12 protein-coding genes are annotated in these 24,237 nt (G+C 58.1%); 5 read left to right on the top strand and 7 right to left on the bottom strand.

Annotated features, from left to right (window positions below; genetic code table 11):
* Positions 1–1,162: 1,162 nt before the first annotated feature.
* The gene (locus tag XH81_RS03890; RefSeq protein ID WP_271595841.1) at positions 1,163–1,405 is read left to right on the top strand and encodes a hypothetical protein; all 243 of its coding nucleotides are present in this window, start codon (positions 1,163–1,165) and stop codon (positions 1,403–1,405) included.
* Positions 1,406–2,264: 859 nt separating this feature from the next.
* Here XH81_RS03890 and XH81_RS03885 read toward each other — a convergent pair.
* On the bottom strand, positions 2,265–2,528 hold the full coding sequence (locus tag XH81_RS03885) for a hypothetical protein (RefSeq protein WP_271595840.1): 264 nt from the start codon (positions 2,526–2,528) through the stop codon (positions 2,265–2,267).
* A gap of 127 nt (positions 2,529–2,655) precedes the next feature.
* Here XH81_RS03885 and XH81_RS03880 point away from each other — a divergent pair, with 127 nt between their 5' ends.
* Both XH81_RS03880 and XH81_RS03875 read left to right on the top strand, forming a co-directional pair.
* Positions 2,656–3,954, top strand: coding sequence for a glycoside hydrolase family 28 protein (locus XH81_RS03880; protein WP_271595839.1), 1,299 nt, complete (start codon positions 2,656–2,658; stop codon positions 3,952–3,954).
* 300 nt (positions 3,955–4,254) lie between these two features.
* The gene (locus tag XH81_RS03875; protein WP_271595838.1) at positions 4,255–5,211 is read left to right on the top strand and encodes a pectinesterase family protein; all 957 of its coding nucleotides are present in this window, start codon (positions 4,255–4,257) and stop codon (positions 5,209–5,211) included.
* Between the two features lie 847 nt (positions 5,212–6,058).
* Here XH81_RS03875 and XH81_RS03870 read toward each other — a convergent pair.
* Entirely contained in the window at positions 6,059–7,888 is a 1,830-nt protein-coding gene (locus XH81_RS03870; protein WP_271595837.1) for an NEL-type E3 ubiquitin ligase domain-containing protein, read from the bottom strand.
* Positions 7,889–8,573: 685 nt separating this feature from the next.
* Here XH81_RS03870 and XH81_RS03865 point away from each other — a divergent pair.
* Both XH81_RS03865 and XH81_RS03860 read left to right on the top strand, forming a co-directional pair.
* Positions 8,574–10,292, top strand: coding sequence for an NEL-type E3 ubiquitin ligase domain-containing protein (locus tag XH81_RS03865; RefSeq protein WP_271595836.1), 1,719 nt, complete (start codon positions 8,574–8,576; stop codon positions 10,290–10,292).
* A gap of 1,235 nt (positions 10,293–11,527) precedes the next feature.
* Complete coding sequence (locus XH81_RS03860; RefSeq protein ID WP_271595835.1) at positions 11,528–13,774, top strand: hypothetical protein; 2,247 nt, start codon at positions 11,528–11,530, stop codon at positions 13,772–13,774.
* A gap of 904 nt (positions 13,775–14,678) precedes the next feature.
* Here the strand turns inward: XH81_RS03860 and XH81_RS03855 are convergent.
* From XH81_RS03855 to XH81_RS03835, 5 genes are all read right to left on the bottom strand, one after another.
* Entirely contained in the window at positions 14,679–16,259 is a 1,581-nt protein-coding gene (locus XH81_RS03855; protein ID WP_271595834.1) for a carbohydrate porin, read from the bottom strand.
* 1,662 nt (positions 16,260–17,921) lie between these two features.
* Complete coding sequence (hemN, locus tag XH81_RS03850) at positions 17,922–19,259, bottom strand: oxygen-independent coproporphyrinogen III oxidase (RefSeq protein WP_271595833.1); 1,338 nt, start codon at positions 19,257–19,259, stop codon at positions 17,922–17,924.
* 1,741 nt (positions 19,260–21,000) lie between these two features.
* Positions 21,001–21,726: an outer membrane protein gene (locus XH81_RS03845; protein WP_271595832.1), complete on the bottom strand. Its 726-nt coding sequence runs from the start codon at positions 21,724–21,726 to the stop codon at positions 21,001–21,003.
* 484 nt (positions 21,727–22,210) lie between these two features.
* Entirely contained in the window at positions 22,211–22,456 is a 246-nt protein-coding gene (locus XH81_RS03840) for a hypothetical protein (protein WP_271595831.1), read from the bottom strand.
* Positions 22,457–23,379: 923 nt separating this feature from the next.
* Positions 23,380–23,742: a NolY gene (locus XH81_RS03835; RefSeq protein WP_271595830.1), complete on the bottom strand. Its 363-nt coding sequence runs from the start codon at positions 23,740–23,742 to the stop codon at positions 23,380–23,382.
* Positions 23,743–24,237: the final 495 nt, after the last annotated feature.

Here is a 24,237-nt window from a genome sequence, read left to right as displayed (position 1 = left end):
TCGGGGACCAAAAATCGCCATCTGTTCTTTGACGGACGGTTGGCCTACTCGACTTGTTCGCGAGACGTGGATCTTCGGGTGGCGGTCTCGCTCCCGCATGAGCAGCTCCACCGTGCTCGCGAGTATCAATTGCGGGAGATTTCGGAGGCCTTGAGTCTCTCATCGGGCAAGCAAGCGAGAAGAGCGAAACCGAAAACCCCGCTGACATTCGAACATTGTCCGGGCTCCCGATCGGCCTGAGCTTGGCGTATTCGCACGCGGGTGCTTGACTCACTCTAGGCTCGACGGTTCAATCTCCCACGCCCGCCAAGATGCCCATGCCGATTGAAGGTGAGACAGTTCGTTCCGAGCGGCGCAGGTGCGTAGCATCGCGACGTAGGATGCAAGCGGGCCACGAACTGATCTTCGACCAGGCTGGGGCCAAACGCGGTTTCAGAATTTAAGCGTGAGATCAGTATCGTGAACAGCCGTGGCATCAGATTGCGATAAGCCTCCAACGCCCTTCTGCATTGCGGATAGATTGCCGATCAGCCGCACAGCACCGTCAGTCTGGCGTTAACGCCCGCCACTGCGGCTCACGCCACAACGTCCTCGCGAAAATGGTGGGAGCATTCTGGCCAACATCGGTTCCCGTAGCGAGCGCTGCTACAGACTCGTGGTTGCGGCTTTCACCGTCTTGCTCAAAACAACGGTTGTTTCAGTCGCGACAAATAGAGCTGCCGGCAGCCAGATGGCGCGAGAAAAACTACATGATTCTGTCTATGAAAATGCTCGAGGGCATTGGCATGTCGGTTGCTTGAATGTGTGACGGCACCAATTTGGTCATGATATTCCTTCAGCACCCGATCCAGGTATTCAAATGAAACGTGCCCACTTCATCCATGGCAGAGGTCTCTTGATGCACTTTTCAAAACGCGTGCCAGCATCGCGAACTCTGCTACCTTCGGATTGCCGTTTGCTTTGCCAGCCAGAATCCGACGGTCCTACAACGGGCTCGCGATAATGGCGGTCCTCAACAAGATGGTGCACACCGGGGTTAAGACGTTACGCTTCTGGACGATCGTTTGTGCCACCTTTAACCCGTGGCTCAAGCGCCCGTATCGGCGAGATGCCAAGCCTGGGTTCTTGGAGCTAAGCGCCGGCCTTGCATCGGTGGCCACACATGGTCAATGAGCTGTTGCAGGACGATTGGGATCCTGAGAAAATAGTCAGGCAGATGGACGAGCTCAAGGTCAAGCTGCTTCGTGCCCAATCGGTCGTCGCCGAATGTAAGGCAGGATTGGCGGATTTGGAGCTGAGGCTTGAGCGTCGAGCAATCTCATTGCGGATCGATGAACGCCACCACAATTCTGCGCCAAACAATTCAATACGTGACGCTACCGCGCGAACCGCGAAGCATCGATGATCCTGCTCACCAGGAAGCTGCCGTGGCGTTTTCCAGGCGATCATGAGACCATTGAAAGCTGCCGTAACCCAAGTTAACGGCGAGAGTACCGACCGGCTTGCGAGGCGTCATTTTTACGGACCGGGCGGGCGAACTGGAGGCCTGCCGTTATGCCGAGCGGTTTGGTGGTCGCGGTGCGTTGGGCCGGCGGATGGGGCGCGGAGTAACACCACATGCGGGACGTCTCCCCGCGGTGTTGACTAAAGCCTCCTGTCTGGAGGGCTGCTCACGCACATGTCAGGATTGAACGTCAAGAGCTGTCCCCCTTACTCAGGGCCAGTTCGGTCGTTTTATCCGTCTTCCCGGCCGTAACCTCGTCAGCTTTTCGAAAGCTTCTCCGAATACGGATAAACCCATCGATCCTGGACGGGAGGCGGGCGTGCACTCGCACAATTTCGACCTATCTAGTGCTGCCCCTCCACCATCGGTACAGCACGCCTGACTAAACGATCAGCAGCCGAGACTGGCGAAAGAAGATGCCTTTGAGCTGCAACTGAATACAGCGCGCGTGGCAGGCCTTGCCTCGATGCTGCGGTCGCAATCCGCCGTCGAATGTCTCGCGCGCGAATCATGATTACATTCACGAGATGGTGAGCGGTCCAATTACTCGTCGGAAACTCTCACCATCTACGGCTGAGAAGTATCTTCAGATGCTTTAAGAGGGCGGATTTCCCCGGTGAGGGCAGCCAGTCGCTCCAGGCCAGTGATGAGAGTACACTAAACCAGCTCGTCAACACGGTGTTCAAGGAGAACAAGCACGCAGGTGTGGCTTTCCAGACGCTTCAAGAACAGCGCGGAGCTTCAGCAGCAGCAGTCGAGGTCAGGCGCGGGTGAGTGCCGCGGCTTCGGCGGGTACTGGGCGTACACGAATTGCTCCCAGCGAGGCTGATGCGCCGCTTATCGAAATCGTTATCAAGAGCAAGCACTGGGCGCCGACGACTTTGTAGATGAAAAAAAGCCGAATCCGGCGACCCGCTTGATTGGCGCGAGAAGGCCGACCATTGACGAAGCTGTCGGATTTTGAACCATCGCATGACGCTTCGTGTTTTTTGCGCATCTGCAAAGTGCTGCTGCGCAGGTACACGGTCCGGGCCTCTGCTGCGTCTTATAAGTATCATCTTGCGCGCGCCAGTGACGCGCGCGGCGGCAAGATCTAGCCAGCGGCTCCATACCGATGGGGCGTGGATGCCTGACAAAGCACGAGGAGGTCGATGACAAAGCTTTTTCGCAACTTGGCCCTATTGTTCATACTGACCTGCATCGTTGTCGTCCCCGGCGCGAAAGCGCAAGACCGCCGGACTATCACCGAGCCTGTTGCACCTCATACGGTGTGCGAACGCCTCGTGCCGTCTGGCAAGCAAGATACGACCACGTTGCAAAATGCCATCGACCAATGTCCTTCCGGGGCCGCTGTGTACTTAGGGCGTGGCGAGTTCCGGTCGGGCCCACTCGAGATGAAATCGGGTGTGACGTTATGGGTCGGACGCGGGGCGACGCTGATCGCCATCCCCGAACCTGCTGCTTACGACAAGGGCCTCGGACAATGTGGTCGTATTGCGGAAAAGGGCGGCGGATGCCGGCCATTCATCAGCTTTTCCAAAACGAGCGGCGGTGGCATCTACGGAGAAGGCATCATCGATGGTCAGGGGGGCGCAATAATTGGCGGCGGCGCGGAAACCTGGTGGCAGCTAGCGCGCCGCGCTCAAGCCCAGGGCGGCAACCAGAACGCCCCGCGCTTGATCCAGATCGATCATGCGCAGGACATCACTTTCTCTGGTGTCACCTTGCGCAACGCTCCCAACTTTCATGTCGCGATGAACCGGGTCCAAGGTGCCACGTTTTGGGGCCTCATAATCGATTCAACGGCGGATGCGCGCAACACCGATGGCATCGATGTTGCCGCGAGTCAGGATGTGACCATTACCCGCAGCTTGATCCGTACGGGTGACGACAACGTCGCAATCAAGGCCGGCGACAATGGCTCAAGCAGCCATATCTCGATCATTGATAACTATTTCGGCTGGGGGCATGGCATGTCGATCGGCAGTGAGGTGAATTCCGGGGCCAGAGACATATTGGTGCATAATCTGACGCTGGATGGTACGACGTCCGGCCTGCGCATCAAGAGCGATGTTAGCCGAGGCGGTCTGGTCGAGAGCGTGACTTATGAGTACGTGTGCCTGAGGGGCAACCGGTGGCCGCTAGCTTTCGATGCAAAATATGATCCGCGCGCACAAGGCACGAGAATTCCGGTCTATCGGCGAATCGTTCTCCGTCATGTGCATGGCGACACCGGTGTGTTGCTGATCCGCGGCGTAGACGAGGAGCATGCACTTGACGTGACACTCGAAGATGTCCGATTTGCCGACTCCGCCACTTGGCAAGTTGAACATGCGAACGTCACCGCAAAACACTCTGACGTATCACCGCCGCTGCCCGGACAAGCTGCAAAACCGCTGCTGCGCGGCTCGGAGGTATGTTCCAGGGCATTCCGCAACAGCAATCGGTAAGCACTACATCCGGCGCCGAACTCGGGTGGTGAGTTCAGCATCTGGGCCAAGATTACTGGTGCTGACGAAGGTCGGCCTCATGTCCGGACTTGTTTGCAATTGTCTGACGGTTTGCAGGGCCGGGAATGCGAAGGTGACGTGGAGGTTCTGATTTGGCGCGAAAAATGTGTTGCCCATGCGCTGCGGCTATCCCGCAGAGATAGGCTCTGTCGACTGCGTCGAGGTGCCGCTGACTCAACGAAGTGTAGGATCATGCGTATTTTTGTTCACCCTGCTGCACTTCTGACGGGATGTTTCTGCATGTCGTCAGCATACGCTCAGCCACTGTTGGTGTCGCATGCCGAGAATGCAGCCTATCACTCCGTGCAGCAAGCTATCGACGCATTGCCGGCGGAAGGCGGAGATGTTCGGATCGCGCCCGGTATCTATCGTGAGAAGGTCAAAATCTCCAAATCCGGTGTTCATCTCTCAGGCACTGGTAGCAAGCCGGAGAATACCGTCATTGTGTATGGCGATGGCGCGATCAATGTAGGAGGAACCGCCCGGTCGGCGACGCTGGATGCCAATGGCGATGACTTCCGGCTCGAGAATTTGACCATCCAGAACGACTACGCTCTCAACCCGGCCAATCCACCCTCCCAGGCGGTTGCACTATCCCTTACCGGAGACAGGGACGTCGTTACGCGCGTCCGCCTGCTCGGCGCCCAGGACACGCTGCTTGCCGGCAAGGGTCCAAACGGCAGAATGTCACGTCAATACTTCTCGAACTGCTACATCGAAGGGCATGTCGATTTCGTATTTGGCAACGCCAAGGCCTGGTTCCGGAAATGTGAGTTGCACGGCATCGCCAATCAAGCGGTCGTCTTTACCGCTCAGAGCAAGGCAGCACCGGACGAGGACAGCGGCTATGTTTTTGATCATTGCACTCTAAGCGCCGACCCTGCCGCGCGCGATATCGCGCTTGGCCGCCCCTGGCGGCCGTATGCCACAGTGGTCTTTCTGTCGACAAAGATAGATACACAGGTCATTCCGGAGGGCTGGCGCGAATGGGATAGGGGCAAGACCAACAACTTGAGCACGAGCTATTTTGCCGAATATAGATCCTTCGGGGTCGGGGCTAACCCCTTAGGCCGGGAATCTTACTCCCATCAACTGACAGATGGGGAAGCCGCGAAATGGTCGCTGACCGCGTTCTTCGCGGGTGCCACAGATTGGCTGCCTGCGGAACCATATCGATGGAAGACAAAACAACGCTGACGGTGAGGGAACAACGGCGATCCTCGGATGAATGACGGAGAGAGCGGACATGATGGAGAGTGGTGTCCAGCAACCAAACTGCCGGGGGCGTGAGAGGGGCAGCGCTTCGGCTGTCACTCCACGCTTAGAGGAGCTCGTTAAGACGCTCCATCGCTCGCGGCGGGATGCGATCATCCGCTTATCCCACGCTTATTGGCAGCCTGTCCAACTACCCGTCGAAGATTGGCGAAATCGAATGCACAAGCGAGCGCAGAAGGTCATTCTTCAGGCTCAGATGCAGGCAAAGTCGGCTTAAATTACCTGTCAGGCGCCGGCGGTCGGCATTCAAGATACCACCGTCAATGGACTCCTTCTCATGTCAAGTGCCGCGCAACATTTCCAAGTGTGCCGATCAAGGAGAGCCCTGATGCAAGAGCATGCGTTAGGGTAGCAGACCTGCATGGCGCCGCCGGGGCGAGCCGCGGGTAACGGCTGCCGACAACAGGTACTCCATGGCGTCCAAAGCGCCACTTTGCGAGGAAAGACAGCACTTGGATCGGGATGATGGTCGTTTTTCATCGTTCCCGAAGTCAAAACTAAATGGGAGAATGCAAAAGTGCGCGACAGCTCCGAACATTGATCGACGACATGCGCTTCTATGCGTCTGGTTTCAGTAGAGAGCTAGCAGCCAGTCTACTCCAAGCATCGACCTGACCTACATCAAGCGGCAGCATGATAGACAGCAGCAACGCCGGTTTCTCGATCGGCACTCCGCTGCACTCGCTGTGCATTACGCGCCTCTGGGCCACCAACCGGCGCACCAGAGGAACGGCAGCAAAATTAGCAGCATCCTACGGCAAACGCGGCTTCAGAGCGCGAGGCCGTGCTCATTGAGCACCTTATCTCTTAGAGCGCCCTTGATCTCACGGGCGATCTCTTTGCGAACTGCGGGACCCAACACTCGCTTGGCATCTTCGACGAGGCCAGCTTCAGCTCCGGTCAGCCCTTGATCGGCGAGCTGTTGCTCCATTCGGCTGTCGAACTCCTTTCCCATTGCACCAATGAGCTGGTCCTGCGTCTTGGCATGCTCTTCAGGTGCGATGCGGCGAATCACATCGTCCCAAGGCTGCCAATCCATTGCCAAATAGTCGCCAAATTCGGCCGCCTCCCTCTCCCGCACGGATGTCTCTGCCCTGTCAACCTCAGAGTCGGTAACGTCGGAGACCTCAAAGAAGCGCATGTCCGGCGCGACGTGTTGTAGTCCCAGCCGCTCGCGCAGTTTGTTCTGATAGGCAAGAAAGACTTCAACGGCGTCGATGTCTTCTACGTTGTCAACCGAGGCGAGCGAGTGAGCCTTATCGCGCGCGATCGCCTCGAGCGCGTCCATGCGGAACATGACGCGCCCCAATTCGACGAGATCGGCAAGCCGTGCCTTGTTGTCATAGAGGCCGTTCTCGACTTCCGCGATGAGGCGCGCGGTCTGCATGCCGTTCCAGGTTAATGTTCTGCGATCCTCGCAGCTCTGGTTGGCATCCCATGCCAGTTGAAAGTACTGGGCACGCAATTGGGGGTTTTTTGCCGCCTGACGCAGATCATTGGCCACCGATTGCCGAAACCCTTCATTGCCGGAGTTGACGGACTCGAACAGCTTGCCGAGGAAAAGTCCGTATTCCCGAGCGCCCGGCTCTTCTGCAAAGTTCTGCCAAGCGGCAAGCACCTCCCGATCGCCCTCCTGTGGATTGCCCTTCAGCCATTCTGCAACTGTTTCAGCGAGAGCGTCCGCCTGCTCATCGTCTGTCCCGGACGATTCACTTTCGTCGTCGTGCGAAAGGTGGACAGTCGGGCCGACATGACCCTCCGCGCCGAGGATTGTACTCAGGTTCGCCAGCACCTGCTCAGATAGTGGATTTTCAGTGAGAACTAGGGTGCCATCGTCGCCCAAGGCCGTCAGCAGGTTCTCGGGCAGACTGGTCAAATGGTTTTGGCTTACGTCGAGAAACCGGAGCGAAGCTGGGAGAGCCGGCGGCAGATCCGTCAGTTGATTTTGGCTTACGTCGAGAAACTCGAGCATAGCAGGAAGCTCCACCGGTAGACTCGTCAGCTGATTGTGGCTGATGTGGAGAAATTGGAGCGAAGCAGGGAAGGCGTCGGGTAGGTTCAGCAGCCGATTGTAGTTGGCGGAAAGAAATTGGAGCCCGGCAGGTAGGACGGCAGGTAGGCTCTCCAGCCGGTTCGAGTTCACGTCGAGGCCTCTCAGCCCGGCTGGGAGCGGGGGCAGGCTGCTCAGCTGATTGCCACTAACATCAAGACGCTGGAGCGAAGCCGGAAGTTCGTCAGGCAGATTGGTAAGCCGGTTGAAGGGCACATCGAGCACGATGATTTCGCTTGGAAGTCTGGGCAGGCTGGTAAGGGACAGCGACTGGAGATCCAGCATGGCGTCTTCACCGAGAGCATTGACCCGCCTTGCCGCTTCGTCCCGGTCCTCGAGGGGACCCACGTGCTGTTCAGAAGCCCAATTCTCAAGCGTCTCGTGTGCTTCGGTCGCCGCATGGGTTGAATGCCCGGAGTTTGCTGCGAAACCCGTCACGAATGCATCCCATTGTGCCGCCCCCCGCCCGTCTTCCGCCCCTTCTTGTTGGGAAGATGAAGAAGGAATGCCTCCGCCGGGCGGAATCTGTCCTGTCTCAAAAGGATCCATTTCAACTCCCTTACCAAACCGGGCCAACTCAGCCCGTGACGGCGCCATCTAGGACCTAGGACACTTCGCTTTCGGCAAGCTGACGGCCTTATCGCAGTTACCGCAGCGATGGCATCGAAGCAGGCATAATTTCGGTGCAACGATTTGGAACTGTGAATCCCTGGCCGCCCGTTATCTCCGCCTACACGTTTCCGCATCGACGCGGCAGCGGCTTAAAGATCGAGCCCGGGGGCGCGGCACGGTGCGTTACCTCAATGCCAGGCAGGGATTCCTTTTCGGCCGAGTCCGTGAAAAACGAAGACCGGCAGGCGCTCGAACGCTCACCTCCGCGGCCGTCCTTTCACTTGCCAAGGCAATCGGTGCAACGCTGGTCTTTGCGAGTGATTGGGCGTTTTGCAGCGAGACTCGTCAGCTGATCGACAGGTGGCCGTGCTAGCGGCAGAACGCTTTCACGTTAGCGTCCTCCGGGTCTGTCGGCCAACGGAATGGCAGCAAACGTTGCAGCAGCAGCGATCCATTCGCCGCCTCCAAATCGTGTGAAGCTGAACCGCCTTCGACCAGGGCGGGCCGCGCGGGCGCACGTGCGCTCGCTCGAATGATTATTGCGCCAGCGCGCAAACTGCTGCTCCGCGGCTTTGCGCAGCGGCACGCGGATTTCTTAGTTTATGACGAGGGAGATAAGATAATGGACACAGGACAGGCACAGCGGAGCGCAGGTTCTGCCCCGGATACTTTTGAAGAAGGGGAGCGGGAAAGCTACCTCGGCGGCTTCAACCGTGCCTTGGCCAATTTGGTCGAAAGCTTGACAGGGTATCGGACCCCCAGCTCCGCGCGCGCGCGGATCCTGGACGAGTGGGTTGGCGAAGAGGGGCAGGGCTCAGCGGAAAACCGCGGACAGGGGCGCTCGCGAATCAGGGCTGCGGACAACATGCGCTCGCACTTGGTCGATTTGTCATCCCTGTCCTTAACCGCTTTGCCCGACGCCCTGCCGCCGAGACTGCTGAACCTCCGCGCCATGCACAACGAGCTAGGCAGCCTGCCCGCTAGCCTCCCACCTGGTCTCCACGAACTTTTTATTAGCGACAACCGGTTGACCAGTTTGCCGGACGCTCTTCCGGCGAGCCTCTATCGCTTAGAGGTCAGCGATAACAGGTTGACGAGTCTCCCAGATAGCCTTCCGGCGGAGCTGGGGATCCTGAACGCAAACAACAATCGACTGAGCAGGTTGCCCGACGCTCTTCCGAGCAGCCTCACCTCGCTCGCGGTCAGTGGCAATCAGCTGACCGAACTCCCCGAGTCCCTCCCATGGGGTCTCGTTGAACTCGACGTTAGCAGCAATCAATTGGCCAATCTCCCCGAAACCCTTCCGAGCTGGCTTGAATCGATCGATGTCAGCGGTAACCGGCTGACCAGCCTGCCTGAGGATCTGCTACCGGGGAGTTTGGGCCGTCCGCTGCAGAACGTCGAGTTCGGTGATAACCCATTCCCGGACGAAGTCCGCGCTCACCTCGCGGCACCCCATCTTGAGCAGCTGCCTCTGGACGAGGCTGCCGCGCACTGGCTCGGGGACGATCCGACGGCGCTAGCCGAGTGGCAGCACTTTGCGGATGAGCCTGGCGCCCAAGACTACGCCCGGTTCCTAGAAAGGCTACGTGGGACCGTCAATTATGGCAATCACGAGTTTCGGCAGGCCATGGCGGATGATCTGCGGCAGGCGGCGACCAATCCGAGATTGCGCGAACAGTTTTTCACACAGGCTTCTGAAGCCAACGCGAGTTGCGAGGATCGTGTCACTCTGCACTGGAACGGTATGCGGACCGCGCGCCTTAATTCTGACGTCGAGGAGGGGGTGTATGATAATAGGCTCGGCCAACTGATCCAGCGCGGCCGCGTTGCGTTCCGCCTGGACGCGCTGGAAGGGATCGCGCGCGACAGGGTCAACTCGCTCCTCACTCTCCACCCGAACTCAGACGACGTCGAAGTCTACTTGGCCTATCAAAATCTTCTTCGCGAGCCGCTGGAGCTGATTCACGTCGCCCCTGACATGCGCTTTCTGACGGTTTCTCACGTGACATCCGATGATGCGGCGCGCGCGCTGCAGTCGGTTCGCGAGCAAGAAGCGAACCAGTTTACTGACTACATGGCAACCCGCTGGCAACCGTGGGAGACGGTGCTGAGGCGAATCGCTCCTGATGAATATGAAGCGATGCAAGACCGGCTCGTCGAAGCCATGGGCGAGGAGTTTCAAACCCGCTTGGATCAGCGACTGGCCGAGCACGGTCTTCTAGGCGATCCGGATGCCGAGCGGGTGCTCGGAGCCCAAGTCCGAAACGAGCTCGCCGGTGAGATCAAACGCGAAGTCATGCACCGTGTGCTGGCCGAGCGTGGCGGCCTCGAACGCTGAGGTTTCATCACGCCGGAGATATATCTATCAATGCTCTATAGCGGGGCCAAAAATCGATTGTCAAAGCCTCGCCAATTGCCGCGAAGGTGCTTTTGCACTTCGGGAAAATGGGGGCCTTTCGGTCTTCCGATCGATGAAGGCGCGCAAGGCGAGGCATATCTTCGTCAGCTCAACAGCTCCTCGGGATCAGAGCTCCACTGGTCGAAAGTTGTTGAGCAGACCAGACAGGGCGCTGCCGCGGCTAACCAGCTGGTTTGACTTTGAGTTAACTGTTCGTCAGATCTAGTTGAGTTCGAGTCCTTCCAGCGAGATCATCTCGGCAAGCAAGTGTTGGAGTACCGTAGCGATGGCCAATCCGTCATGCGGGAGTCGTGCACGCACTTGATCGAGGCGTTCGAGGCTGCACGACAAGCCTTGCGGTTCCGCAGTCAAGGGCTGAGGCAGACTGAAGCGAACGAATGAAGTCTGCCGGATCTTCATTTGCCGAGCTCGCTTGCCAAGCTCATCCTCGAACTGCGCGCTGCCTGTCCGATCCCGAGCGCCGAGAGGCGCTCGGGATGACTACCGAGAACTCAGGACAACCTGCACATCTTTTTGAAAAAGCTGTCTGGGCGATTTCATGTCTGAACGCGCTGTTCCTCTCGTCTAGGCGACTACGCTCCCTCATGGGCAGCCCTATGTGATCCACGTTTTCCCGGAAACGGCGGATGCGCGGTAAGCCCTCAAAAGGGACGTTCTGCATCCGAGCGAATGCGCCGGACCTGGTAAACCGCAGTAGGCCAATTCGGTCCTTCATAAGCGTAGTCGAAACCAACAAATGGAAGCCCAGGTCACCAGAACGCCTCCCGGTCTGCGTCAAGGAGCGGTCGCTGTCCGTCATTGAAGCAGGATAAGCTGAGCGCCAAAGTTGCGTAGAAGATGCTCGTCACGCATGACCTTAGACATTGTTAGCGGCCGAGAAATCCGGCCTGATGCTTGAATTCCTCGCACGATCGTCAGGACCATCCATTGGTATCATCGGTTTACGAATTCCTCGACTGGAACAGGCTAGGCGAAGAGGTGCGAAAAATTGGAGCGCCTGTCGCCAGGCGGCGGCCGATGCGAGGCCGTCAATCGCGCAGCAATGTCCTAATCTCGTCAGCTTTTCGAAAGGTTGCGGCTACAACAATCCACAATCTGTTTCTTGCTAGACGTACCGATTGCTGTCGGGCCTATACAAACATGAGGAGAGCAGGGTGGATCCGGTTGACCCATTCTTCGATTCAGGAGCCTGGATGCGGGAGTACGCTGCCCTGCAAGAGCGGACCGCGCAGCGAGGAGACAACCAAAGGGAGCACGGCGGTTTCGAACGGCAGCTGGAGGATTTGAGTCTCGATCCGTCAGATGAAAGCAACTCAAATTCGTCCAATCCGGCTCCCGCAGGACGTCGAGCAGTCCGGCGGGAGGATTTCGGCGGTTCGATGCGGGTGCCGCCGGACTCCACTTTTAGGGAGAGTGCGCTGGGCGGCACGCGGCGAAGCGTAGACATTCCCAACTTCCAGCTTCCCGCTTCGGCGCAAGTGCCGCAGTCCAGCTTGCGAGATGATCTGTTCAGCAGCGCGCGCTACAGCTTTCCGGAGGCAGAGTCTGCCGCGTCGGCCAAGAGCGGAAAAAGCGGCGGATTATGGTCACGCTTCAAGTCGGGAATCGGCAAGGCTTTTGGCGGGAGCAGCAGCGAAAAGTACTCGCGCAACGCGGGGCAGGGGGATGCCTTTTCCACGAATCTTCGCATTGACTATGCTCGGCAGCCGGGCCGGACGCGCGCTGTCCCAGAGGAGGACGAGGCGCTAATAAGAGATTTCAGAAACAAGGCGGCGGGTAACCTCACCGACGGCACGATCAAGAATGCCGCAGCCGATTTGCGCCATTTGAGCGCGCGCCTGAGCACCGCTGGCAGGCCCTCAATTGCCGATCGAATTCAACGGGAATCAGAAAACGCGCAGCAGGACAACCCGGAGGTGGAAAACCATCAGCTGGAAGCTGAGCTGGATGAGGATGTCGATACCTACGCACAGGACAGAAGCAGACGCATCAAGGCGGCGTTGAAGAAGCTCCGTGAGGTCAGTGCCGGAAACGCTCTGGCGGCTGATCTCCGCCGACTGGCCCCCCACCGCGCGGACGCAACCCTCATCGACATGTGGTCGGCGGCGGAAAAGGCAGTGCACAGGATCGAGCCGGAGACGATCGACAGGCAAGCTCGCCGCATGTATAGGCTCAGTGAGTGGCTGCAAACGCATGATCGGCCGCCAATGGCTGGCAGACTTTCCACCCCAGCCCTTGAGCAGGATGTCGAGAAGTACAGGCGGGAAACCAAGGACGGCAAGATCAAGGCTGATCTAGTCAAGCTTGGCCAATACCAGCAAATCCGGGAGGCGAACAGGGCGCTTGCATTGCTGCCTCCTGAGGATCCGGGCCAGCGTTCTTGGGAAGCCGCTCGACAGAGGCACTCACTGCAGGCGCCTCCTGCAATGCCAGCTACCCCGAGCGCGGGAGCCTGGGATTGGCTTGGCGAGCAGATCCACGGGCCCACAACATCGATGCGAGCGCCCAGCGATTGGCAGGCCGGTTCGTCGCAACAGCTTCCCGAAACCCCGGCAACGCCGAGCGCGGCAGCCCGGGATTGGCTTGGCGAGCAAATCCACGAACCCGCCTCACCAGTGCCAGCGCCGCACTGGGCCGCGCAAGCTCATTCGCCGCTCGAGCTTCCTGCTACTCCGGCCACCCCCAGCCAGGGAGCCTGGGCCTGGCTTGGGCAGCAAATGCAAGAACCCGCATCGCCGTCATCGGTGAGGCCCCGATCGTCAAACATCTATGGCGGTCTCGACTCCTTCGTTGATCTGGATCCACCCACGCCGCACGACTTGCGTGACGATGCGCGCTCTGCGCCAGCACCTGAATTTGCAGCCACCTCGTGGTTCGCAGGACCGCCGGGGCCGGCTCCGGAGCTGCGGGATATCGGAGCGATCGTTGGCGCCGACTGGCGCCACGGCTCCCAGGCGGCTTCAGACGTGTTGATCGATGTATTGAGCAACATCAATCTGCTGCCAAACCAGTTCGGGCCAAGTCAGTTTGCGATCAATGGGGAGCACTATTCCGCGACTGTCGGGCCGGAAGGCCCAATGGATGTTCGCCTGATCCAACACCCGCGCGCTGGCGGGATAAACGAGGCTGGCCCATCGCAGCCCCTCTATCGTCCCCCGCAGATCATCAGGGCCGCGCGACCCGACGAAGGTACAGTCGATCTTGGGTACTTGATTCGGGGCGGATGGGAGCACCGGGAGCGATTCCTGCCCGATTACCTTGTCCGCGTCCTTGAAGGCCAGCGCATCATGCCCGAAGTCGGGCGCCCGACCTATTTCGAAATCCGTGGAGTGCCTTATAGGGGCGAGTTGGTGGAAAGCGAGGGACGCCGGCGCGTTCGCGTCTATCCCGAACGTGGCTGAAGAACCAAACTTGACTGCTTCCAAATGCTCGGCGGGCAGTTCGCGCGCGGTCTTCGCTGAGGTCGCGCTTGATGGGCCATGCATCCAGTCGATGTAGATTGCAGAGGTGAGGCGTGACGTTGGCGATGGTGCTGGCGGTCGGTTTATCGTGCTACAACTCCAGTGCTCGTACTCAGACACCGAGGTTGGTTTCGAAGACGACTGTCTCTCGACGACGCCGTGTGCACCCCGATCGAGCTCCCCTCGAGAACTGCTCCTCGTCAACAGTAAACCCTTCAGGATCAACGAAGAACGAGAGGCCAGGGGATCCTCCATTGCCGCTGAACCTCGTCACGTAAGTCCTTTCGAGCTGCTGAAGCTCCTTTGAAGGGACGGAACATGGCAAGGGTATGGATTGGTCGCCCAGATGATCCATTAGGCAGCGAAGCTGCTCTTAAGAAGCTGCTCTGGACCGACAAGGACCTGTCCTTCGTGGAGAGCCGACGGTACGGGCGTATTATCCTGCCCACCCTGATGCTCCTCTTGCCGATTAGCCTCGTGCGGCGCGCGGTCCTGCACAGGAGCGCCATCGATGCGTCCGTGGGTATGGCGTCTTCGGGATTGATGAGAGTCCGGTTCTGTTGGGGAAGGATTGAGATTAGCGCTAGTGCGCCTTGGACGCACGATGGGCACGACGCCCCCCAGTCGAGCGAAAGGTCCGTAGATACTTTAATGCTTCAACGAGTCTGTTGCTATTCGCGTCCCCGCTGAACTCGCGCACGTCACCGCCGGGTCAGCGACTTTCCGTCAAGGCCGAGCAACAATGCTTGGCTAGCGCAGATGCGGCGGATCCTTTTCAAAGAGATCGCCGAGCTCAAGTCCCTCGGGTCACGAGGAGTTGGTAGCAGAATGGCGGTTGCGATGATCAGAAGAATATCAACGTAGATAGCAACAGATTGAGCGCGTTTTTAGTCTGAGGTGTGTGCGTGATGCTTGTCGGGTTGTGAATGTATGACAGTCCCACCCCTGCATATATTCCCGGAGCGAGATGGGCGGTATATGTTGCGGTGATTGCTGTTGTGTCGCGATGCGCAAGCTGCCCTTTGGCGAGGGCAGCATCCACCGCAAATTTGCTCCAGCTCGTGTTGCTAGCAACGAGTGCAATCAGATCACTGGGCCGACTGTCAAATGCTCCCCTCGCGTAAAGACGAAGCTCAGAATACCGGCTGATCCTGTTCAGGTCCGGCGGAGCTTCCATAATGGAGAAGCCGCCATAGATGCCGCGAGATGGGATCCCATCTGGGTCGTTCTGCCAGAACTGCCTGTCCGCAGCGATGTAGTGAAAGTTATTCCCGCTTTCCCTCCCTCGCTTGGGATCCGTCAAACTCGTGTACCGGCTGGTGTTGAAACCAACGCCCGCCCGCAGCCACGTATCGGGTACGCCGGGAGCTGCCTTGCTCCTGTAGCCGGCTTCATCAATGAGAAGAATGCCTGCGTGGGGCGTGCTCCAGTTCAAGCCCGTGGGATTCTCCGTTATCTGGACATAGGGACCATCTGGACTAATTGAGCGCTGGACGGAGACCTTGTTGTACAAGCCACGGTCAAAATTGTACTTCAGGTTGACCGCAGGCGTCGGTGCGGCATTGGTGCTCATGCCCCCCTGGAACAAGGCAGACATGTTCGATCCTGTAATCCCTCCGAACAATGTGCCGGTGAATTCATTTTGGTTTCTGAGATAGCCGAGTTTAAGCTCTAGTGTCTTGTCGAAGAAAGTCTGGTAGTAGGCGAGCGTATTGAGCCCCACTCGATCTGGTCCCGGGCGATCCCACGTCCAGTGTTGCTGCTCGGCCCCTAGGACAATTTGTCCGTCGGAAATGCCAAGCCGGCTGAGATCGTAGGTGACGATCATGAAGTTTGCCGACGCGAAGGTCGGATTCTGGCCCATATAGAGCTGGTTTGCGATAGTACTTCTGGCGGCATTCGGCAGCAGATTGTTTGCAAAGCTGTTGTGTGTCCAGCCGATGTAGCCGATGCCGACATCTGCAAGCGCCGCTCTAACGCCGCCCTTGTCCTGATCGATCGTGTCCACAGCGCCAGGTATGTTGAACCACACTCCTTTTTCACGCAGATTGTCGTACCGTGCGAAGGGATCGACCGTCTTTTGCGTTCTAGTCTGAGTAACTCTGTCCGCACGAGCGCGCTTTTCGAAAGGCGCTCCGGGATTTGGTGCTGCCGCCGGGGAACGCGGGCTGGTTGCCAGGCCCATCCGGAGCTTTTCGGCCGGATCAGAAGCCTTTCGTCTTTTGCTGGCCTGATCCACAGGGTGGCTACTAGGATCAAGCCCGCTGGCGCTTTGTGCCAGTACGGAATTGTCGACCAGATAAGCTGCTAGCGAAACTGCGATAACAAGCCAACGTTGCTTTCCCCTCGGCTTTAAATGGAAGGAAAGTGCTTTGTCCGCCGGGGATCCCCACGGAAAACTCGTCTCAAGAAAGCAATCACGCACGGCGCACCTTGCTTCCATCTCTGCCGGCCATGAATAGAATGCGGTGCGGCCTGATTGACCAAGAGTAAGCTCTCAGGGTTTCCGCGTTTGAGGGCGAGGGCGAGGGCGGCGAGCTGGATCTCGATTGTTCCGACAAGAACCACCCACGCCTTGTAAAGCAGTTAGCTCGCGACGCGATGATCCGCTTCGCAACCACGGCTATGAACGAGGGCGGTGCGCCGAGAGCCAGCCCCGAGCGTTGGTTCATCAAGATGCTAGTCACGAGCGCGCAGCGCCTCGCTGCAATGGCCACGAAAGCGTTGCGAATGTCCACTTTGCTCACCGTGAGTCAGCCGATTTGGCGGTGAGGTCAGGCTTCATGAAGCGCTTCATTGGCATCGTTGTCACGGAAACACGAGACAATCGCCAAGCTCGCCGAGGCGCCCTTGAACTTGCGCGTCCGGCAATCACACCACAAGGTCTAACCTGATGGCACAGGAGGCCAGAGGAAACAGCCATACAGCGGCTTTGGTGCCTATCTGCGAGCAAGTCGCTGGCGCTGCTACCGCGGTTGTCAGTGCAAAATCTGTGTTGCATCGGAGTCCATGACGTGCGCGGCGTTCGTTGGTCACGCTTGCCATCTATCCGTCATCTCAAGCAACCCGCCGGAATTGGGAGTTGAACAGCTTGCAATGATAGCTAGTCCGATCGGCCATCGCGGCAGGGCCTTTCAGCCGTTGTGCCTATGTGGCGTGTCCCGGATGAAGTTTGTGAGTCGTCAAGGCCTGAGGCGAGGCTGCTCTATCCAACACAATGCAGGAAGCCGCGGACGATTTGCATTCGTGCGACGCTCGAGAAAATCTGCAAGATTCTTCTGAATGAGGAAAAAAATGCTGCGCCATCGCCATGGCCAAACGACGACAACCATTGCTCGCTGCGGGACTCTACCATGGAGACCGAGCGCAAATTGTCGAGTTGCCGAAGGGGATAGCATCGAAGCAGGAGCAGCCGATCGGGAACGTGGCCGATTGCTTATTGTGGAAGCTGGTAGCCCTTAGAAGCGCGTTAGCATCGTAGGCTCTCGCGTCGACAAAGAAGCCTGCTGGAAGGATGTTGAGGGAGGAGCAATGGAGTCGATTGCTCAAGCGGCCGGTTCAGACGTGCGGCCGCTCCTGCACAGGCCGTCAAGACGGATTCTCGCGGTTTTGGTGCTGCCGCTTGTCCTCGTCGGCTCGCTTCTGGCGCGTGGCTTTGGGCCATTTTGAACAATTTGTCGAGTCGCCAGAAGTGCAGGACGTCGCTTCAAACCGTCACCACGGGAGACAGGTTCAGTCCGGGATAAGGGAGGCGCAACAGAAAGCTGACGATGAGATCGCGGAACTCAAGCGCCGGGCCGTTGCCCAGCGTGATGACCTGAAAGGGATCCTGGATCAGATCACGATCCTGACCTCGCGAATCGACTCGCTGCAGAGTTTAACTCCTCTCCCATCTGCTGCTCCCGCGACGCTTTGTCGGCAGCCCGGGCTGTTCAAGCAGCGCCAGGAAACCCTTCGGCCGGTCCAAACGAGAAGGGCCTGTTTCTCTCGGAGGCGCACCAGTGATCGCAGGACCGAAGAAAGCGGAGCCTTGAGGTTGAGACTGTTGCAGGTGTACTCGAGTCTCCAACTCCGCTCGAGGCGTGGCTTAGCTAATGGGGGTACGGTCGAGATAAGTGTCGAATGCGGCAGCAACCGCACGAACGACGAACCGATGCTCCTGCTTGACCCGAATTAAGCCCTTTTCAATGTCCACTATCCCGTCTTTGGCAAGCATTCCCAGCCGGCCTGCAGACTTGAGAAGTGGAATCGAATCAAATCCGTGAGCAGCGCAGATCGCTGGTATGTCGGCGTGCAAATCGCACATTAGACGCTCGATGATTGCGGCGCGGAGGCGATCTTCGGCCGACAGACAATAGCCTTTTGAGGTTGCCAGGCGGCCGGCTCGAACGTGTTCGTAATAGGAAGTGGTCGCGATCTCGTTCTGCACATAACCCTCACGCAAACGGCCGATGGCGTACGGACCTAAGCCGATTACGGTTTTGGTGGTATCAGCCGAATAACCGAGGGAGTTGCGCCGCAGTCGACCAGCTCTCTGCGCCAGGGCGAGCTCGTCGTTGGGCAGGGCGAAATGGTCGAGCCCGACCTGGCGGTAGCCGGCCGAGACCAGGGTATTTGCAATGGCCGCGGCTTGCTCAGCGCGGGCAATATTGTCCGGCAGTGCCGTCTCATCGAGCTGGCGTTGACGTTTCATATAGGAGGGGACGTGAGCATAGCCGAAAACTGCAAGCCGGTCTGGCCGCATGGCCAGAGCTGTCCGAGCCGTGTCCACGCAGGACCGCACCGTTTGATGCGGTAGTCCGAAGAGAAGGTCGAAATTGATGCGGTTTATCCCATGCTGGCGTAGAGTTTCGACGACAGAAGCCGTCAGCACCTCGCTCTGCACGCGGTTGACCGACCTTTGAACCACCGGATCGAAGCTTTGCACGCCGATGCTCGCGCGGCTGACCCCGGCCGCTTGTAACGTTTCGACCATCTCGGGCGTGACCCCACGCGGATCGATTTCTATGGCGATGGTAGCTGATTTTTTGAACGCAAAGCAGTGGCGCAGGAGTTCCATCAAGGCGAGAAAATCGCGCGGTGCAATGGTCGTCGGCGTCCCGCCGCCGAAATGCACGTCGCTCACCGGCAGAGCGCTCGGCGCTTGCTTTGCGACCAAGCCTATCTCCTCTCGCAATGCTGCCAAGTAATTGCGGACCGGTCGCTCGCTGCGAGTGAGGCTTGTAGGGAAGCCGCAATACCAACAGATAGAGCGACAGAACGGAACGTGGATGTAGAGCGATACGGGCTCGTCGGGCGGCAGTCGCCTCAGCCATGTCTCACACGTCTTGGCACCGACCATCGCGGAGAAATCCCGTACGGTTGGATAGATGGTGTACCAAGGCAGGCGAGCATCGCAATACTTGTTCAGAAGGGAGGTCTGCAAGTCCTAACTTTCCAATGCTCAGGCCAGCATAAAGCTGACGGATACCCTCTCTAATGTCTTTGCGATATGTCAAACCCGCGTAGTGGTTTCTGAGATCTGGTCCCGTTTTCGATGTTACTGCGAACGCGACTCAGGGACAGAGCGAGGGAGTGAGAGTCGCTCGTTGACGGCTATCCTGAACGTTTAGGATATGAATTTCTCATGCGAGCACGGTCGAAGCGACTAGACGTGCCCGACGAGCCTGCGCAACGTTCAATCGCTCATGCGAGCACACGTCGTTTCCGCATTCGCTGAGGGCTAGTGAGTTTTGCGACGAAAACAGGGATTGCAGGTCTCACCAGAAGCAGCTGAGCTTGCCGCAGAGTTCCAAACCGGTTTTTCCAGGCAAAAGCCGATTTGGTTGCTCACAGGGTTCAACGGATGCCTCCCGTCAGAAGCCGGCGTGCCACGGAAGACAAGTTGCTTCCTGGATGAGAGCGAGAGGAGCGCAATAGTACAACGTGACGCGACGTGCGATTCAAGTCCGTCGGCGCAGCCGACGAAAACTCGCTTTGATCTCTAGTAATCGAATGCATAAGCCTCAATTCCGCCACGCTGCTTGTCTCATTGCCAGAAGCATCATCACGGATGTACTGATGATGTTGGGGCGAACCCGGCGCACTTTCAGCCCCCCGGCCGAGTGCGTCGGGGCGCCTTGGTTCGGCGGCGTCTCTCACCAACTCACAACGCTTATGGACGTTCTACCGATAGCAAGGCGAAGTCTGGCCAGATACATCAGACGTAACGCTATCTGGATGGTCTATTCTGCCTGACCAGCTTGGTTGTTTTCTTTCGAACATAGCCTTTGCAGTTATCGATCGGTGCCTGATCGCGTATATCTACTCCGTTAGCCTTCATTCAGGTCGCGTCGATGTGATGCACCTGCAGCTCTCAGTGTCACATAGCCCGCCTGGTCAGGCGTCACCATCCAGTCACTATGTTCTCGATGCTGCGAGCTCGAGCCGTCTATGCAGGATCGGGGTGGGAGATCTTGCGCCTTTTCATTGCATGAATGCGTTCCCATCCTGGCTTTCCAGTCCATTCACCAAGGATCGAGGAAGTTTGTGGCTCAGTAGACATTCGAGCCTGCAGATGCTCTTGCGCGAATGCGAGCTGAGCCTACCCAGGCGTCGAGGAGATTGCCGCAACCGCTTGATCAGCCGAAAGCGGGTGCCCCACCCGGCCTCTGTTCTATAATGCGGTGGCATACCAATGAAAGTTATTAGCAACAGAAATGCAGTACCCCTCCCCACGCGTAGAGCAGCGAGATGATCGCGAAGAGCGGAGAAGTCATGCCTCAACGATCTTGGCGAAGATCTTCGCCGTTTTCCACCGAGCCCTTCATAAGTTGTGCATCAGGTGCGGCCTAGTTGTGTTTCCGCAAGGGAGCCTAAGTGGGGATGGCGCGGCCGGAGCTGCAGTCAGGTTAAGGTCCTTAGCGAGTGTCGTGTGTATACCGTCCCATCAACCGCCGAACTTGGTACTTGACTGGGCTGGAATAGAGGTGCGCTTTTCGCCCTGAGAGGGCCGGACCGCCGAGGTAAACTGCATCTCTTGCTGTAAGTCACCTCGTGTCCCGGCTTCGCAAATGGTGCTGTTGCCTTCCCTACCAATGTCATGATCGCCGTTTTTGTGGGATCAACTCGCGAAAGAACCCCGACCGCAGGCCGGGGTTCCGATTCACGCAACCGCGTGGAGGTCTCTATCTCGCAAAGGGCGAGCCAAACTTGTAATTGAGCCGTGCCGTGATGAGATCGACATCCTGGTGGACGCGATCCGTACCAAGAGCCGCTGGGAAGCTGATGTTGCTGCGCTGCATGAAGAAGTGGTTATACTCGACGCCAGCTGACCAGTTTGGCGTGAGGCTGACTTCGGCACCGGCGCCCAGCACGCCACCCCAACGCACATCGCTGGTTTTGCCAATCTCGGTGCCAGTAGTCACCGAGTTGATCTGATAGGTGTTGCTGGTCACCGCAGCACCACCCTTGCCGTACAGGAGCACGGCATTGAAGGCGTAGCCGATATGGCCCGTGAGTAGACCGAAGGCATCCGTTGTGGTGCCAACGGTGTTTGCCGGAAAGGCGGTGCTGATATTGGAGCCGTTGAAGTCGGCCCAGTTGCCCTGACCTTCGATGCCGTAAACCATGTTGAAGATGTGCCAACGATAGCCAATCTGGCCGCCAATGGTCCCGCCGGTCGAATTATGGCAGCCCTCGGAAGTGGCGCCATTAAAATCCCAGCAATTGTGGCTCGTTCCCCAGCCGCCATTTGCACCGATATAGTAGCCGGACCAATCGGTAATCGGGGCCGCGGCCGGCAGCGGTGCCGCTTTGACCTTGACAGGCTGCCCGGCCAAGTCCGTGCCGAAGGAGGGAGTGGCCGCAACGAGTGCGCCGATGCTTGCAGTCAGAATCAGAATGTTTTTCATTCGAGTGTCGTTTCCTTTCGGTGCCCCCCGGCGCCGTGCGTTTATCAATATGAACGCGAATTGCTGTAACTGCCGCACAACATGTCTTGGAAAGAAAGGTGTCCAATCGTACGCGGCGTCAGATTGCTGAGCGCGCAAAATGCCGCTGCTCCACAGTCATCGAGACGCTGCGGCCCGGCAGTGGCGCCTCGCGGGCGCCTTCTTTGGACACGAGCCGTTCATCATGGCGTGCGATGCGACCGCAAAGTTGGGAGGTGCTTGGCTCCTTCTGTTGCAAACGGCAGAACGAGGCCGCGCTTACACACTTCATGCATGCTGACGGCTCAGACGGATCGGTAATGAAGGCCTTGATTACGGGCGCGCCGGGCAGAGCATGAGTAGAGGAAAGTCTGCTCGACCACGCTCTGACCCGATTTGTCTATCGCGTAGACCCGTTAATTGCGTTTACCCAGCCAGACGCTCCCAGCGGTACGGCTGCAAGCGCTCATTGCTCGGTCGACGGCGCGAGTTCAGCACGCAAGTTGCGTATCGCCTCGTTTGCCAGAGTCAGAGTATTCCGTTCGCCTTTTCTTATCGAGCACTCAAGGTAAGTGCGCAATCGTCTATGAAGGACGGCCTTGAGATTATGTGCCAGCAAGGGATCCTTCTCGATGAAGCCCCAAGCCTTGTCAAATGCGACGCTCACGACAGCATCTGGCACCTGCACTTGGTCGGAAGAAAACTGATCCATCTAAAACACTCCTCGACATCCTGACACAAGGGAGTACCCTCCCAAAAGCTAACCGAGATTTCGTGACGTGTAGCAAGCACACATCAGCGTGCAGACCCCCGAGCGAGCTGCTCTCGGTGCTTCAGGGAAGTTTATAGATCGTTGTTGAAGGTCGGATGACCGAATGTCGTATTGCCAGGCGCGGTCGAATAATTCCGAAAGGAGTGAAAGAGCAGGGATTCTAGCGCTCTTCTCTACCGTAGTGGGCAGTTGATTGGCATCGACAATAAATCGTGGATATTCTTCCTGCAATCGGAAGATCCGCGCCAGACCGGTCACGACTAACCGGACGTGAGCGGCCCAGCCCCAATATTGGGATATCGGAAAGCTATGTGAGGTTCTCGGATACGGACAGGTGGTGCGCGCCGCGTCTCAGCGCCACCAGTGCGCGGCGGACAATTCGGGGTGCCTCGCGGAAAGAATTGCTAACGTGCGGAGTGGCTGATCGCCCTGTTCCGAGCATTAGCTTTGAAGGGTGCCACACTCCAACATGTCGTAGCTGCCTTATTTGGTAGATCGTGTTCGAAGGTCGGCGCAGGCAGCGGTCGGAAGCGGCGATAGCGGTCCGGTGTCTCGAGCGTATGTGTGAGGCTGCGCTTCCGCGCTATCAGCTCTTTGTGGCCACGGGCGACGAGGGACAGCAAGGTCTTGCCAGATCGAACGTAACTGTGTCGTCCGCGGCGCGAGATAAAGCGAGCCTGCTCTCGAACGTCGTCGCGAGCAGTTGCGATATAGAAAGCCAGCGGACGCGACCCGCTTATGGACGGGGAGCCCATAAGCCGCATACCCTCGATCTGGTGCGGACGACTTTTGGCACGATTGTCGGTCCAGCGATAAACGTTCGGTCAGCGCCGTCGACGTCCAGAAAAAAGCAAAATGAAAGTTCAGTCCGCCGCCGCACGTGAAAAAATCAGCTTGGCGATCGTAAGTCGATTGACGGAAGTTCGTAGCGCTGCCGGTAATGCCGCCACAGTCTGATCGAAGAGGCGTCCCAAAAACTGAAGGTCCTCGGGCTGGTAAACGCCACGGTCTCGCGACAGTCGCATTCGTCCGTCGCCGGTGCTCGTATCACCACGCTGGCCGAGCTCCAGCTCCGCCGTAATCATTTGGCCTATGAGTGCATTGAGCAGTCGGATCGCTTCGAGCTCGTTGCCTTCTTCGCGCATGAGCGCGGCCACGATGTCGAGTTGCAGGTCGATGCGATCCTCGAGGTTCTGTATGCGAGAATTGGAAGGGTCAAGTTCCACGGTATTTCTCCAAAGTGGTGAAATGCAAGATAGGCGGAATAAGCCTAGTCATTTCCCGTTCGCCAGACGGCGGATGCGTGGCCGGACGAATCGCTGCTGCACAGGAGGTGCGCACGGTTCCCAAACAGGGCGGCACACATGTCCCGCGAAAGCATCGCAAAGGGGAAATGAGTGTATATGGAAAAGCCGACAAGCGTTGTAGAGGGTCCGGAAGTCTATTGATACCGTGATCGAGCCGTCCCGCGCGTCGGATAACTGCAGTGACTCCAGTTGGGGTCACACAGGTGGTTGTACTGCCTTGCTTGGAGCCGCGGCGACACGGCTGGATTGTTGGTGCTATCGGCCTGGTCAGAGCGAAAAGTCCGGCCCGCACCGGTGCAAAGGACAGTTCACCTGCCCGAGTTCTATGCTGCGGACGCATTTACCTTCGCCGAACAGTGCGCGTGAAAGCTGTCTTCTTAGAGCCGCCAAGTATCATCGCAAAGGCGAGAGACG

The sequence above is a fragment of the Bradyrhizobium sp. CCBAU 25360 genome, assembly GCF_028128695.1.
Classification (GTDB): domain Bacteria; phylum Pseudomonadota; class Alphaproteobacteria; order Rhizobiales; family Xanthobacteraceae; genus Bradyrhizobium; species Bradyrhizobium ottawaense.
This window is presented reverse-complemented; position numbering and strand designations above follow the sequence as displayed.

Excerpts from the sequence above, each read along its gene's own strand:
- XH81_RS03890 (WP_271595841.1), top strand. The coding sequence starts at position 1,163 with ATGGTCAATGAGCTGTTGCAGGACGATTGGGATCCTGAGAAAATAGTC.
- XH81_RS03880 (WP_271595839.1), top strand. The coding sequence starts at position 2,656 with ATGACAAAGCTTTTTCGCAACTTGGCCCTATTGTTCATACTGACCTGC.
- XH81_RS03875 (WP_271595838.1), top strand. The coding sequence starts at position 4,255 with ATGTCGTCAGCATACGCTCAGCCACTGTTGGTGTCGCATGCCGAGAAT.
- XH81_RS03870 (WP_271595837.1), bottom strand. The coding sequence starts at position 7,888 with ATGGATCCTTTTGAGACAGGACAGATTCCGCCCGGCGGAGGCATTCCT.
- XH81_RS03865 (WP_271595836.1), top strand. The coding sequence starts at position 8,574 with ATGGACACAGGACAGGCACAGCGGAGCGCAGGTTCTGCCCCGGATACT.
- XH81_RS03845 (WP_271595832.1), bottom strand. The coding sequence starts at position 21,726 with ATGAAAAACATTCTGATTCTGACTGCAAGCATCGGCGCACTCGTTGCG.
- XH81_RS03840 (WP_271595831.1), bottom strand. The coding sequence starts at position 22,456 with ATGGATCAGTTTTCTTCCGACCAAGTGCAGGTGCCAGATGCTGTCGTG.